At 64.4% G+C, this 14,692-nt stretch carries 7 protein-coding genes; 4 read left to right on the forward strand and 3 right to left on the reverse strand.

Features of this window, described 5'->3' with window-relative positions:
* Nucleotides 1–232: 232 nt before the first annotated feature.
* The 4 genes from P0D71_RS06215 to P0D71_RS06230 all read left to right on the forward strand — a co-directional run bounded on the left by P0D71_RS06215 (nucleotide 233) and on the right by P0D71_RS06230 (nucleotide 10,082).
* Nucleotides 233–2,479 carry a primosomal protein N' gene (locus tag P0D71_RS06215; protein ID WP_408479569.1) on the forward strand — a complete coding sequence of 749 codons (2,247 nt, stop codon included), beginning with the start codon at nucleotides 233–235 and terminating at the stop codon, nucleotides 2,477–2,479.
* A gap of 170 nt (nucleotides 2,480–2,649) precedes the next feature.
* On the forward strand, nucleotides 2,650–4,071 hold the full coding sequence (locus P0D71_RS06220) for a YeiH family protein (protein WP_408299777.1): 1,422 nt from the start codon (nucleotides 2,650–2,652) through the stop codon (nucleotides 4,069–4,071).
* 846 nt (nucleotides 4,072–4,917) lie between these two features.
* Entirely contained in the window at nucleotides 4,918–8,847 is a 3,930-nt protein-coding gene (gene putA, locus P0D71_RS06225) for a trifunctional transcriptional regulator/proline dehydrogenase/L-glutamate gamma-semialdehyde dehydrogenase (RefSeq protein WP_408479493.1), read from the forward strand.
* Between the two features lie 86 nt (nucleotides 8,848–8,933).
* Nucleotides 8,934–10,082 carry a branched-chain amino acid ABC transporter substrate-binding protein gene (locus tag P0D71_RS06230; protein WP_091797879.1) on the forward strand — a complete coding sequence of 383 codons (1,149 nt, stop codon included), beginning with the start codon at nucleotides 8,934–8,936 and terminating at the stop codon, nucleotides 10,080–10,082.
* A 139-nt stretch (nucleotides 10,083–10,221) separates the two neighbouring features.
* Here P0D71_RS06230 and P0D71_RS06235 read toward each other — a convergent pair whose 3' ends face one another.
* From P0D71_RS06235 to P0D71_RS06245, 3 genes are all read right to left on the reverse strand, one after another.
* Complete coding sequence (locus P0D71_RS06235) at nucleotides 10,222–11,946, reverse strand: thiamine pyrophosphate-binding protein (RefSeq protein ID WP_091797883.1); 1,725 nt, start codon at nucleotides 11,944–11,946, stop codon at nucleotides 10,222–10,224.
* A gap of 215 nt (nucleotides 11,947–12,161) precedes the next feature.
* Complete coding sequence (locus tag P0D71_RS06240; RefSeq protein ID WP_408479494.1) at nucleotides 12,162–13,550, reverse strand: L-serine ammonia-lyase; 1,389 nt, start codon at nucleotides 13,548–13,550, stop codon at nucleotides 12,162–12,164.
* 29 nt (nucleotides 13,551–13,579) lie between these two features.
* Entirely contained in the window at nucleotides 13,580–14,689 is a 1,110-nt protein-coding gene (locus P0D71_RS06245; RefSeq protein ID WP_408479495.1) for an alginate lyase family protein, read from the reverse strand.
* Nucleotides 14,690–14,692: the final 3 nt, after the last annotated feature.

The following is a 14,692-nucleotide window of genomic DNA, read 5'->3' on the forward strand; positions in this document are numbered from 1 at the left end:
GAATGTGTGGAAGCCCACAGAAGGCCGCTGCGCCGTGCTTTCGGGGCGTTCCGGGCAAAGTTCTCAACAAAGTTATCCACAGGCACGCGGGCCGATTGCAATTGTTCAGCGGAATCCAAAACTTAGCGCCGAAATTGAAGTTTTACTTTAACTTCGGGGGGAGCGCCGTATGCTCGACGGGCACCACGATGCGGCGTCGTGTCGCGCCCGTGCTTCTGATTTCCGCCCACGCGTGAGTGACGTGTTCGTTCGCGTCGCGCTGGATCATCCACTGCCGACCCTGTTCGACTACCGGTGCGACACGCCCGAGCCGGTCGCGCCGGGCATGCTGGTGAGCGTGCCGTTTGGCAAGCGCGATGTCGTGGGACTCGTCTGCGAAGTGACCACTCACAGTGAGGTCTCGCCCGACCGCCTGCGCGCAGTCAATGGCGTGTGCACGGCGTGCCCGCCCGTCTCGTCCGAATGGTTGAGGTTGGCCGCGTTTGCCGCGGACTATTACCAGCGCAGTCTTGGCGAAGTGGCGTTGCCGGCTTTGCCGCAGGCGTTGCGCGATGCTTCCCGGTGGTCGCGCCTGTTTGCGCCGCAGGAGCGCTACAGCCTCACGCCCGCTGGCCACGCGTCGCTACCTGACGCACTGCCTGCGCGGGCGAGCGCGTTGCGCAAGCTCGCGCAGACATTGGCCGGGACCGACTTCCTGCTGGCTGCCGACGCTCGCGCGCTGCATCCCAAAGCGATCGCGACGCTCGATGCCTGGCAGGCGGAAGGCTGGGTGGCGCTCGACATCATCGAAGCCGCCGCAGCGGTCGCTATTCCAGCGTCGTCCGACGCGCCCGCGCCCTCGCTGCCGACGCTCACCGACGAGCAGGCCGCCGCAGTCGAAGCGATTCGCGACGCCGACGGCTTCGCGCCGTTCCTGCTGCACGGCGTGACGGGGAGCGGCAAGACCGAGGTCTATTTGCGCGCGTTGGCCGAGATCCTCGCGGCAAAGCCCGACGCTCAGGCGCTGGTTCTCGTGCCCGAAATCAATCTGACGCCACAATTCGAGGCGGCCTTCCGCGCCCGCTTCGCCGCGCTCGAGGGCACGTCGATCGTCACGCTGCACAGCGGTCTCGCGGAAGGCGAGCGTGCTCGCAACTGGTTCGCCGCTCACACGGGCCGCGCCCGCATCGTACTCGGCACCCGGCTGGCGGTGCTCGCCTCGCTGCCGAAGCTCGCGATCATCGTCGTCGATGAAGAGCACGACCCGGCGTACAAGCAGCAGGAAGGCTTGCGCTATTCAGCCCGCGATCTGGCCGTCTATCGCGCCAAGCAACTCGGCTTGCCGGTCGTGCTCGGCTCGGCCACGCCGTCGCTGGAAAGCTGGTGGCAGGCCGATCAGGGGCGCTACAAGCGGCTCACGTTATCGCGCCGCGCGGTCGCCGAGGCCGTGCTGCCTACCGTGAAGCTGATCGATCTGGAAGAAGAGCGGCGGCGCGGGCGGGCTTCTGTGGAAGGGTTGTCGGGGCCATTGATTGCCGCGCTGAAAGCGCGGCTCGAACGCGGTGAGCAAAGCCTCGTGTTCCTGAACCGCCGCGGTTATGCGCCGCAACTGGCCTGCGATGCCTGCGGCTGGGTCGCCGGCTGTCCACGTTGCAGCGCGTATGTCGTGTTGCATAAGCCCGAGCGCGCGCTACGCTGCCACCACTGCGGCTGGGAAGCGCGCATTCCGCGTTCGTGCCCCGAGTGCGGCAACGTCGACATCGCACCGATGGGCCGCGGCACGCAGCGCGTCGAAGAAACACTGGCGAGCGCGGTGCCCGGCGCCCGGGTGTTGCGTATCGATGCCGACAGCACACGCCGCAAAGGCAGCGCACAGGCTTTGTTCTCCGACGTGCACGCGGGCGAGGTCGACATCCTCGTCGGCACACAGATGATCGCCAAGGGGCATGACTTCCAGCGCGTGTCGCTGGTCGGCGTGCTGAACGCCGACACCGCGCTCTTTTCCCACGACTTCCGCGCGAGCGAGCGGCTTTTCGCACAACTGATGCAAGTGAGCGGCCGGGCGGGCCGCGCGGGTTTGCCTGGCGAAGTGCTGGTGCAAACGCGCTATCCGCGCCACGCGCTCTACCACGCGCTCGGCCGCCACGACTATGTCGGCTTTGCCAACTCCACGCTGGCCGAGCGGCGCGACGCGCACTTGCCGCCGTTCGTCTATCAGGCGTTGCTGCGGGCCGAAGGCCGCACGCTCGAGGCCGCGCTGGCCTTTCTGCAGCAGGCGGCGGCCGCACTGGGCGACATTCCCGCTGCAGAACGCGTGACCATCTATGACGCGGTGCCGCTTACTATCGTCAAGGTGATGCACGTGCATCGCGCACAGTTGCTGATCGAGAGTGCGTCGCGTGGCGCGTTGCACGCCACCTTGCGCGCCTGGCAGCCACTGCTGCGCGGCATGAAGGGCGTGCTGCGCTGGAATCTCGAAGTCGATCCGCTCGACATTTGAGGCACGTCGCCAGCGCGGCGGCGCCGTTACTCCTTTCGGTCATATTCATAGAGCGAATGGTCGTTTCGTTTTGTGACGCCGCTCGCCTATATTTCGCCGAATCGGCGCACATTCAGGCAAAACTCCAACATTCCGGCGCCGACGCACCTCAACTCTCTCGGGGCATGGCGATGAGCGATACCAATCAAACGCTGCCAACCGGCGCCGCTCCGGCGAACCGGCAAAGCACGCACGGCGGTGGACTTTTTTCGACCGAAGACTGGTGGGCGGTCTGGGTCGGGCTGCTGGTGGTCGTGATTGCGTGGGCGCTGTTCGCGTCCGGCAGCAGCATCAAGTGGCTCGCGGTTGCGCCGGCTAAATGGTCGAGCGTCGCGCAGGCCGTGCAGGACGCCGGCAAGCATGTGCCGAACTATGCCGCGCTGTTCGGCGTGTTCGCGCTCCTGTTCGGCGTGAGCCTCGCAGCGCTCAAGCAGCGGGTCGGCGCTTTCCTCGGCTCATTCCTGATCCTGTTCATCGCATCGGCGCTGATTTTTACGCTGGGCGCGTGGGTCAACGCGTCGAAGTACAACCTCGAACCACCGCTCGTCGCGCTGGCGCTGGGCCTTTTGATCTCGAACGTATTCACGCTGCCCGAGTGGTTTTCGGCGGGCTTGCGCGTCGAGTTTTACATCAAGGTCGGTATCGTGCTGCTCGGCGCGACATTGCCGTTCACGCTGTTGGTGTGGGCCGGACCGGTGGCGGTCGGGCAGGCGAGCATCGTCTCGCTCGTCACGTTCTTCGTGATCTTTTTTGCTGCGACGGCGTTTGGCCTCGACCGGCGTTTTGCGGCCGTGCTCGGCGTCGGCGGCGCGGTGTGCGGCGTCTCGGCAGCGATCGCGATTGCCGGCGCGGTGCGGGCCAAGCGCGAACAGGCTTCGGTGGCGATCACGTTGGTGGTGCTGTGGGCGATCGTGATGATCTTCGTGTTGCCGTTCGCGTCCCGCTCGCTCGGATTGTCGACCGCGGTCGCTGGCGCATGGATCGGCACCTCCGAATTCGCCGACGCGGCCGGGATCGCGGCCGCGCAAGCTTATGGCGACCTCGCCAAACACGCGGGTGGAGCGATCGCGGGTGCGCCGGAGGCGTCGCTACAGGCGTTCACGCTGATGAAAGTGGTCGGCCGCGATATCTGGATCGGTATCTGGGCGTTCGTGCTCGCAATCGTCGCGAGCACGCGCTGGGAGTCGCAAGATAGCGGCGTCAAAGCCAAACCCAACGCCGGCGAGATCTGGGCGCGCTTTCCGAAGTTCGTGATCGGCTTCGTGATTGCGTCGGCACTGGTGACGTGGGTCGCCAGCCACTATTCGCTGGCCGATTACCGCAAGGTCGTGACGCCCGAATTCGTCGCCCCGATCACCGCGTTGCGCACATGGGCATTCACCTTCTGTTTCCTGAGCATTGGGTTGACCACGCGCCTGCGTTCGCTGAGCGCCACTGGCCTGAAGCCGTTCCTGGCCTTTACGGTAGGCGTGGTGGTCAATATCGCCATCGGCTACGCGCTGTCCGCGCACGTGTTCGCGCCGTACTGGAATAGCTTGGGGCAGGGCTCGTGACGAGCGGCGCGCTTCGCATCTCCAGCACGGCGGACGCGCGCGACGATGCGTGCGCGCCGTGCTGCGCCGGCTGCCGGTATCGTGCTGAGAGTCGGGACTCGCTGGAGCAGGGCATGCCGGGTCTCGCGGTGTTGGGTTCGGCATTTGGCGCGAGCGTGGCGGACAGCCGGCTTTGCCGGCTGCACGACCAACTCGTTTCGCCCGCCGACGCCTGTCCGCGGTTCGAACCGATTTTGCGGTACTGACACCGCCTGCGCTTCGCCGCGGCACCAGGCCGGACGTTACCCGCGGCTTCCCGCCGTGCAGGCCGGAAGCCAGCGTCGCTCACTCCGGCATGCCACGCCGGACATCCCTATTCAATCGTTCAGCGCGGCCCGCGGATCGCCCGCCGATGCGCGCGAAGCCGCGGGTGTTCGTTCCTGCGCGGGTTCCCGCCTGCCCGGGCCACTTGTCGCACCGCGGATGAACAACACCGCGCAAGTCGCGCACATTGCCCAGATGCCCAGTACCACCAGCCATTTTTCCATTTCGCCTGTCCTCTAAAACCCCGTACCGTTTTTTTTGTGCGTGCCTCAAGGAGGCCGCGCGCCGCTATGTTCCGTATAACGGCGCGCCGACCCGTTCTGATAAGGGTAAATGCAAAAAGAATCACGCCAGGGAAAGTACTGATCGCAACCGCCGTCGCCCCGCGCAGCGCCATTGCGCGCAAACCCCCGTCACATAAGGCTCACGGCAGGGTGCAACCGCGCGCCTGAGGTGGTTGCACCTTTTTATTGGGAGGCGTACGATTCGCCCAACTTTTAGTCTTTTTGCCAGCGCATTCGTCTGGTCTCCGAAGAAGGAAACATGGCTAGCACCACCCTTGGCGTTAAGGTCGACGACCTCCTGCGTTCGCGGCTGAAAGATGCCGCTACCCGTCTCGAACGCACTCCGCACTGGCTCATCAAGCAGGCCATCTTCGCGTACCTCGAAAAGATCGAGCATGGTCAATTGCCGCCCGAACTGTCAGGCGTGGCAGGCTCGGCCGATCTGACCGACGGTGCTGCGGTCGAGCACGAGGAAGACGGTGCATCGCACCCGTTCCTCGATTTCGCGCAGAACGTCCAACCGCAGTCGGTGCTGCGCGCCGCGATCACGGCGGCGTACCGTCGTCCGGAGCCGGAATGCCTGCCGTTCCTGCTCGGTCAGGCGCGTTTGCCGGCCAACCTCGCGGGCGACGTGCAGGCCATGGCCGGCAAGCTCGTCGAAACGCTGCGCAGCAAGAGCAAGGGCGGTGGCGTCGAAGGTCTGATCCACGAGTTCTCGCTGTCGAGCCAGGAAGGCGTGGCGCTGATGTGTCTCGCTGAAGCGCTGCTGCGTATTCCCGATCGCGCCACGCGCGACGCGCTGATCCGCGACAAGATCAGCAAGGGCGACTGGAAATCGCACATGGGCCAGGCGCCGTCGATGTTCGTCAACGCCGCGACCTGGGGCTTGATGATCACCGGCAAGCTGGTGACGACCAATAGCGAGACGAGCCTCTCGTCGGCGCTCACGCGTTTGATCGGCAAGGGCGGCGAACCGCTGATCCGCAAGGGCGTGGACATGGCGATGCGCCTGATGGGCGAGCAGTTCGTCACCGGCGAGAACATCTCCGAGGCCCTCGCCAACAGCCGCAAATACGAAGCACGCGGCTTCCGCTACTCGTACGACATGCTCGGCGAAGCGGCCACCACCGAAGCCGACGCGCAGCGCTACTACGCGTCGTACGAACAGGCGATCCACGCGATCGGCAAGGCCGCCGGCGGACGTGGCATCTACGAAGGCCCGGGTATCTCGATCAAGCTCTCCGCGCTGCACGCACGCTACTCGCGTTCGCAGCAGGAACGCACGATGAGCGAACTGCTGCCGCGCGTGCGCTCGCTCGCGATCCTCGCGCGCCGCTACGACATCGGCCTGAACATCGACGCGGAAGAAGCGGACCGCCTCGAAATCTCGCTCGATCTGCTCGAAGCGCTGTGCTTCGATCCGGAGCTGGCCGGCTGGAACGGCATCGGCTTCGTGGTGCAGGCGTATCAGAAGCGCTGCCCGTTCGTGATCGAATACCTGATCGATCTGGCGCGCCGCAGCCGTCACCGCATCATGGTGCGCCTCGTGAAGGGCGCGTACTGGGATACCGAAATCAAGCGCGCGCAAGTGGACGGCCTCGAAGGTTATCCGGTCTACACGCGCAAGATCTACACGGACGTGTCGTACCTCGCCTGCGCGAAGAAGCTGCTCAGCGCGCCCGACGCGGTCTATCCGCAGTTCGCCACGCACAACGCGCACACGCTGTCGGCGATCTATCACCTCGCGGGCAACAACTACTATCCCGGCCAGTACGAGTTCCAGTGCCTGCACGGCATGGGCGAACCGCTGTATGAAGAAGTCACCGGCCGTGACAAGCTGAACCGTCCGTGCCGTGTGTACGCGCCGGTCGGCACGCACGAAACGCTGCTCGCTTATCTCGTGCGCCGTCTGCTGGAAAACGGCGCGAACACGTCGTTTGTGAATCGTATTGCCGACGAAACCGTCGCGATCAAGGACCTGATCGCCGACCCGGTCGACGAAGCCTCGAAGATCGTCCCGCTCGGCGCGCCGCACGCGAAGATTCCGCTGCCGCGCCATCTGTACGGTTCGGAGCGCCTCAACTCGATGGGCCTCGACCTGTCGAACGAGCATCGTCTGGCGTCGCTGTCGTCGGCGTTGCTGGCGAGCGCGCATCATCCGTGGCGCGCCGCGCCGATGCTCGAAGACAACGAGATCGCCGTGGGTCTCGCGCGCGACGTGCGCAATCCGGCCGATCATCGCGACCTCGTCGGCACGGTCGTCGAAGCAACGGCGGAGCACGTGAGCGCTGCTTTGGCTCACGCAGTCGCCGCCGCGCCGATCTGGCAAGCCACGCCGGTCGATGCGCGCGCCGATTGCCTCGCACGTGCCGCCGATCTGCTCGAAGCGCAGATGCATACGCTGATGGGCCTCGTGGTGCGTGAAGCCGGCAAGTCGCTGGCGAACGCCGTCGCGGAAATCCGCGAAGCGATCGACTTCCTGCGTTACTACTCCACGCAGATTCGCGACGAGTTCTCCAACGACACGCATCGTCCGCTCGGCCCGGTGGTGTGTATCAGCCCGTGGAATTTCCCGCTGGCGATTTTCATGGGTCAGGTGGCCGCTGCGCTTGCAGCCGGCAACACCGTGCTCGCCAAGCCCGCTGAACAGACGCCGCTGATCGCCGCGCAAGCCGTGCGCATTCTGCGCGAAGCCGGCGTGCCGGCCGGCGCGGTGCAACTGCTGCCGGGTAACGGCGAAACGGTCGGTGCCGCGTTGGTGGCCGATCCGCGAACCCGCGCCGTGATGTTCACCGGCTCGACCGAAGTCGCGCGTCTGATCAACAAGACGCTGTCGAGCCGCCTCGATCCGGACGGCAAGCCGATTCCGCTGATCGCCGAAACGGGCGGCCAGAACGCGATGATCGTCGACTCGTCGGCGCTCGCCGAACAGGTGGTCGCGGACGTGCTGCAATCGTCGTTCGACTCCGCAGGTCAACGGTGTTCCGCGTTGCGCGTTCTTTGTCTGCAGGACGATGTTGCGGACCGCACGCTGGAGATGCTGACGGGCGCGATGCGCGAACTCGCTGTGGGCAATCCGGACCGCCTGTCGATCGACGTCGGCCCGGTGATCGACCTCGACGCGAAGCGCGGTATCGACGCGCACGTCGCGGCGATGCGCGAGAAGGGCCGCAAGGTCGAGCAACTGCCGATGCCGGACGGTTGCGCGCAAGGCACCTTCGTGCCGCCGACGCTGATCGAACTCGACAGCATCGACGAATTGAAGCGTGAGGTGTTCGGTCCGGTGCTGCACGTGGTGCGTTACCGCCGCAGCCAGCTGGACAAACTGCTCGAGCAGATCCGCGCGACCGGTTACGGCCTGACGCTCGGCATTCATACGCGGATCGACGAAACGATCGCGCATGTGATCAGCCGCGCGCACGTGGGCAACATCTACGTGAACCGCAACGTGATCGGCGCGGTGGTCGGCGTGCAGCCGTTCGGCGGCGAAGGTCTGTCGGGCACGGGGCCTAAAGCGGGCGGCGCGCTGTATCTGCAGCGTCTCCTCGCCACGCGTCCGGCCGGTTTGCCGAAGTCGCTCGCGCAGGCGTTGGTCGTGGATGTACCGCGCGCTGCCGAAAACGGCGACAATCCGTCCGCTGCGTTGACGGCTTACCGCGACTGGCTGATTACCGAACGCGAGCCGCAACTCGCCGCGCGCTGCGACGGCTATCTGTCGCATGTGCCGGCGGGCGCCACGGCGGTATTGTCGGGACCGACCGGCGAGCGCAATACGTACACGCTGGGCGCGCGCGGCACGGTGCTGTGTGTCGCGTCGACGGCAAGCGGTGCGCGCGTGCAGTTCGCCGCGGCGCTGGCTACGGGAAATCGCGCGTTGTTCGAAGGCGCGGCTGGGGAACAATTGGTGTCGCAATTGCCCGCCTCGCTGAAGTCGCATGCAAGCGTGAAGAAGAGCGCGGATACGCCGTTCGACGCCGTGCTGTTCGAAGGCGATAGCGATGAACTGCTGGCGCTGGTGAAGGAAGTCGCGAAGCGCGCGGGCCCGATCGTGTCGGTGCAGGGCGTCGCGTCTCGCGCGCTGGAAAGCGGCGACGAGGATTACGCGCTCGAGCGTCTGTTGACGGAACGCTCGGTCAGCGTGAATACGGCAGCTGCAGGCGGTAATGCGAATTTGATGACGATCGGTTGAGCGAACCTCTCTGATCACTCAATAAAACGGAAGCGGTACGGCGACCCCGAAACCGCTCCATCCACACCTGGTACCAAGGAGAAGCTATGCAACACAAGATGAAACAGCTGGCAGGCGCTGCACTGGTTGCGGCGATGTCGCTGGCGGGGACGGCCAACGCTCAATCGACGGAAGACGTGAAGGTCGGCTTTGCCGGCCCGATGACTGGCGCGCAGGCGCACTACGGCAAGGACTTCCAGAACGGCATCACGCTGGCAGTGGAAGACATGAACGCGACCAAGCCGGTGATCGGCGGCAAGCAAGTGCGCTTCGTGCTGGACTCGGCCGACGACCAGGCCGACCCGCGTACGGGTACGACCGTTGCGCAAAAGCTGGTGGATGACGGCATCAAGGGCATGCTCGGCCACTTCAACTCGGGTACCACGATCCCGGCTTCGCGCATTTACGCGAACGCGGGCATCCCCGAAATCGCAATGGCGACGGCGCCTGAATATACGCAACAAGGTTTCAAGACCACGTTCCGTATGATGACGTCCGACACGCAGCAAGGTTCGGTCGCCGGCACGTTCGCGGTGAAGACCTTGGGCATGAAGAAGATCGTGATCGTCGACGACCGCACGGCCTACGGCCAGGGTCTGGCCGATCAGTTCGAAAAGGCAGCGAAGGCAGCGGGCGGCCAGATCGTCGATCGTGAGTACACGAACGACAAGGCAGTCGACTTCAAGTCGATCCTGACCAAGCTGAAGGCTGTTCAACCGGACCTGATCTATTACGGCGGCGCGGATTCGCAAGCGGCACCGATGGTCAAGCAGATGAAGGCACTGGGCATCAAGGCGCCGCTGATGGGCGGCGAAATGGTCCACACGCCGACGTTCATCCAGATCGCGGGTGACGCGGCGAACGGAACGGTGGCTTCGCTCGCCGGCCTGCCGCTGGAAGAAATGCCGGGCGGCAAGGACTATGTCGCAAAGTACAAGAAGCGTTTCAACGAAGACGTGCAAACGTACTCGCCGTACGCTTACGACGGCGCAATGGCCATGTTCGACGCAATGAAGAAGGCGAACTCGACCGATCCGGCCAAGTATCTGCCGATGCTCGCGAAGACCTCGATGCCGGCAGTGACGTCGTCGAACCTCGCTTACGACAGCAAGGGCGACCTGAAGAACGGCGGCATCACGCTGTACAAGGTTGTCGACGGCAAGTGGACGACGCTGCAAAGCGTGGGTGGGAAGTAAGCCGTTTTTTTGCTTGAGCATCTGGCTGCTGCGTCATGCTATGACGCAGCAGCCAGCGCAAAAAAAGCCCTGTGGTTTCTTAACCGCAGGGCTTTTTGTTTGCCGCTTCGTTACGCGTGCGGATCGCACGACAACGCAGTTATTCCCCCCGCAACTTCCTCCCCTGCTCGCGAATCTGCTCCAGCGTCGCCCCCGGCGTGCTCGCTTCCTGCGGCATACGAATTTCGATCACCGCCGCGCGCTTCGCCTCCATCGCACGCTTCAGCGCAGGCAGAAAATCTTCAGTCCGCTCCACCGTCTCGCCATGCGCGCCGAACGAGCGAGCGAACGCCGCGAAATCCGGATTGGTGAGTCCGGTGCCGTGCACGCGATTCGGATAATGCCGCTCCTGATGCATCCGGATCGTGCCGAACTGGCTGTTATTCACCACGATGAAAAGCACGTGCAGGTCATATTGCATCGCCGTCGCGAGTTCTTGCGCGGACATCATGAAGCAGCCGTCGCCAGCCAGCGCGACGACAGCGCGTTGCGGATACATCGACTTCGCCGCGATCGCCGCCGGCACGCCATAACCCATCGCGCCGCTCGTCGGCGCGAGTTGCGAACGAAAATGACGATACGAGAAGTGCCGATGCAGCCACGTCGCGTAATTACCCGCACCATTGGTGAGAATCGCGTCGTCCGGTAGATGCGCGCGCAACTGCTGGATCACTTCGCCCATCTGCACGTCGCCGGGAATCTGGCGCGGTTTGCGCCAGTCGAGATACGCCTGATGCGCCTCGCTCGCGGCGCCGGACCAGGCAAGTTGCTCGGACGAAGGCTCCAACTCCGCAAGCATTGCCGCCAGCTCCGGCATGCCGGAGACGATCGGCAGATCCGCCGCATACACGCGTCCCAACTCCTCCGCGCCTTGATGCACATGCACGAGCGTCTGCTTCGTTTTTGGAATGTCGAGCAGCGTGTAGCCGTTGGTCGTCGCTTCGCCTAAACGAGGTCCGATCGCGAGCAATACGTCGGCGTCGCGGATACGTTGCGCGAGCGCAGGATTGATGCCGAGGCCGACATCGCCGGCATAGTTGGGATGCTCGTTGTCGAGCGTGTCCTGATAGCGGAACGCGAGGCCGACCGGCAGTTGCCAATTCTCGACGAAGCGTTGAAAGTCCGCGCACGCAGCAGGCGTCCAGCCGCTGCCGCCCGCGATCACCATCGGCCGTTGTGCGCCTTCGAGCAACGCGCGCAATTTCTCGATCTGCGCCGCCGAAGGTGACGCCGCGACGCGTTGATACGCCGGCGCCCCTGCTACGGCGTCGCATGCGTCGCTCAACACGTCTTCCGGCAGCGACAATACGACGGGACCAGGCCGTCCGGACGTCGCTGTGTGAAACGCATGGCTCAGATACTCGGGAATGCGTTTGGGATCGTCGATTTGCGCGACCCATTTCGCCATCTGACCGAACATGCGCCGATAGTCGATCTCCTGAAACGCCTCGCGGTCGAGATGCTCGCGTGCGCATTGGCCGATCAGCAGGATCATCGGCGTGGAATCCTGAAACGCGGTGTGCACGCCGATCGACGCGTGCGTGGCGCCCGGCCCGCGCGTGACCAGCGCGACGCCGGGCCGGCCGGTCAATTTGCCGACGGCTTCGGCCATATTCGCCGCGGCCGCTTCGTGACGGCACACGATGGTCTGGATCTGTTCGGTTTCGTCGTGCAGCGAATCCAGCACGGCGAGAAAACTTTCACCGGGCACACAGAAAACACGTTCGACACCGTGCGTCAGCAAAGCATCGACGACAAGACGCGCGCCGGTGGTTTGAGCGGCGGAGGAACCGGAAACTGAAACGGGAGCATTCGGCTGCGACATTGCGATGAAGCCTCCAGGCAGTGCATGAGTGCGATGTGAGAATGCAAGCATCGACCGGACGCTGGCCGATGTGGCGCTTCGACAGCTTACGCCGCCAGCGCCTGCGCTGTCACGGCGCAGCGCAACTGTAGCGCTCGCGCATTGCGCGCCGCGCAAATGAAAACGCGGGCCCGAGAGCCCGCGTGATTGCCGTCATGCGCCATGAAGCGCGGAACTCAGCACTCGACGATATTCACCGCCAGGCCGCCGCGCGACGTTTCCTTGTACTTGGTCTTCATATCCGCGCCGGTTTCACGCATGGTTTTGATCACCGAATCGAGCGACACATAATGGCTGCCGTCGCCGCGCAACGCCATGCGCGCCGCATTGACCGCTTTCACCGATGCCATCGCATTGCGCTCGATACACGGAATCTGCACCATGCCGCCGACCGGATCGCACGTCAGGCCGAGGTTGTGTTCCATGCCGATTTCCGCGGCGTTCTCGACCTGCCGGGGCGTGCCGCCCATGACCGCGGCGAGTGCGCCCGCCGCCATCGAACAGGCGACGCCCACTTCACCCTGGCAACCCACTTCGGCGCCGGAAATCGACGCGTTCAGCTTGTACAGAATGCCGATCGCCGCCGCGGTCATCAGGAAGTCGATCACGCCTTGCTGATTCGAGCCGGGCATGAAGCGCGTGTAGTAATGCAGCACTGCCGGGATGATGCCGGCCGCGCCGTTGGTCGGCGCGGTGACCACACGTCCGCCGGCGGCGTTTTCTTCGTTGACGGCGATCGCATAGAGATTGATCCAGTCGACCATGGAAAGCGGATCGCGCAGCGCCAGTTCAGGATTGCCCGACAGCGCGCGATACAGCTGCGGCGCACGGCGCTTCACCTGGAACGGGCCGGGCAAGTTACCGTCGGCGTCCGGGTTGTTGATGCCACAACCGCGTGCGACACACGCTTGCATTACGTCCCAGATCTTCAGCAGGCCGGTGCGCGTTTCTTCTTCCGTATGCCAGACGCGCTCGTTTTCCCACATTAACTGAGCGATGCTTTTGCCAGTCGATTCGCACAGCGCAAGCAACTCGTTGCCGCTGCGAAACGAGTGCGGCAATTGATCGACGGCGCTCAGCACTTTCGTGTTCGGCGCACCCGCCGTCACCACGAAACCGCCGCCCACCGACAGATAGGTCGACTCGCGCAACGTCTCACCCTGCGCATCGTAAGCGCGCAGCTTGAGACCGTTCGGATGCTCGGGCAGCGCCTGGCGATAAAACGCAATCTGATCTTTCTGCACGAACGGCACCTCGTGCGTGCCGAGCAGCGCCAGCTTGCGGGACACGCGCACGTTTTCGAGCCGCTCGGCGATCGTGTCCGGGTTCACGGTGTCGGGCGCATCGCCCATCAGGCCGAGCATCACGCCGCGATCGGTGCCGTGCCCCTTGCCTGTCGCGCCGAGCGAGCCATACAGCTCCACCTTCACCGATGCGGTCGCAGCAAGCAGCCCATCGCGTTCAAGCCCTTGAGCGAACATCAGCGCCGCGCGCATCGGCCCGACCGTATGCGAACTGGACGGACCAATGCCGATTTTGAAGAGATCGAACACGCTGACTGCCATTTACTGCTCCCTGCTGATAGATGGTTGGTTCATCGCGCCGGCAGCGGCAAACACACGGCGAGCCAGGCAGGCGGCGTGGGTGCGAGCTGTAGCGCGATCGGCGTATAGCGCCCGTCGAGGCGTGCCGCCAGGTGAAACAGTTCGGTCGCGTTCTTCGGGTCCCACTGACCCGAATAGCCGGGCAAGCCGGCTTCGCGACGTTTTGCATCGAACGGAACGCTCGAATGCACGAATTCTTCGTGGGTCTTGTTGCCGGCCGCGTATGGCGCGAGCCAGTTCAGCGCGGCTTCCAGCGAAGCGCCGTCCGTGCCCTTGTCCGGCAGCCAGTTGCGGTTATGGCGGCGCGCGGCGAGTGCCGCGGTCACGAGCGGCTGCAGATCGTAGGTGACGTAATGCAGCGCGTCGCGCTCGCTGAAATCGACCGTCGAACCATCCGGTTCGATGTTGTCGCCGATATGCTCGACGAACAACCGCTGGGCCGCATTGATCATCTTGCGGTTATCGAGCGTGAATGCGGCCATGGCGATCAGTTTGACCCGATGGCTCTGCCAGTTGTTTTTGTACGTGCCTTTGAGCGGCCGCGGCTGCGCGTCGATTTGCCCGATATAGCCGGTCGCGAGTTTCGTGAGAAACGCCATCGACGCATTGCGCGTCTTAACCGGCAACGCGCTCGCTGTCATGTCGTACGCGAGAATCAGCCCTTCGAAGCGGGTTTCGTCGATGGGATTGAAGCTTGGTTGATACGTCGTGACCCACGCGAACAGCAGGCGGTCGACGAGCTTCAGATACCGGTCGTCGCTGGTGGCGCGCCAGGCGAGCGCGGCGTCGCGCATCAGATCGAGATCCTGCTCCGCTTCGACGCTCTGGTCGTAAATGCCTTCGTGCGGCAGCGTGCCTTCGGTATGCAGTTTCGCCAGCGCATGCGGCTGGTCGTTCAGATGAGCCTGCACGTTGCTCACCAGCGCTTTCACGCCCGGATCGGCGTTCGTGCGTTCACTGGTTTGCAACGCGGGCGCCGCACAGAAATTCATCGCGGCCTGCGCTTGCGCCAGCGGCAGCAGCACTGCCGCGCCTGCCAGCAACAGTGTGCAGGTTTGCCGCCACGTGGGGGCTCGCCCTGGTTCGGTCCGGCTTTGCATCGA

This window comes from Paraburkholderia sp. RL17-383-BIF-A, assembly GCF_046028015.1.
Taxonomy (GTDB): Bacteria; Pseudomonadota; Gammaproteobacteria; order Burkholderiales; family Burkholderiaceae; genus Paraburkholderia.

Excerpts from the sequence above, each read along its gene's own strand:
- P0D71_RS06235 (WP_091797883.1), bottom strand. The coding sequence starts at position 11,946 with ATGTCGCAGCCGAATGCTCCCGTTTCAGTTTCCGGTTCCTCCGCCGCT.
- P0D71_RS06245 (WP_408479495.1), bottom strand. The coding sequence starts at position 14,689 with ATGCAAAGCCGGACCGAACCAGGGCGAGCCCCCACGTGGCGGCAAACC.
- putA (WP_408479493.1), top strand. The coding sequence starts at position 4,918 with ATGGCTAGCACCACCCTTGGCGTTAAGGTCGACGACCTCCTGCGTTCG.
- P0D71_RS06230 (WP_091797879.1), top strand. The coding sequence starts at position 8,934 with ATGCAACACAAGATGAAACAGCTGGCAGGCGCTGCACTGGTTGCGGCG.
- P0D71_RS06240 (WP_408479494.1), bottom strand. The coding sequence starts at position 13,550 with ATGGCAGTCAGCGTGTTCGATCTCTTCAAAATCGGCATTGGTCCGTCC.
- P0D71_RS06220 (WP_408299777.1), top strand. The coding sequence starts at position 2,650 with ATGAGCGATACCAATCAAACGCTGCCAACCGGCGCCGCTCCGGCGAAC.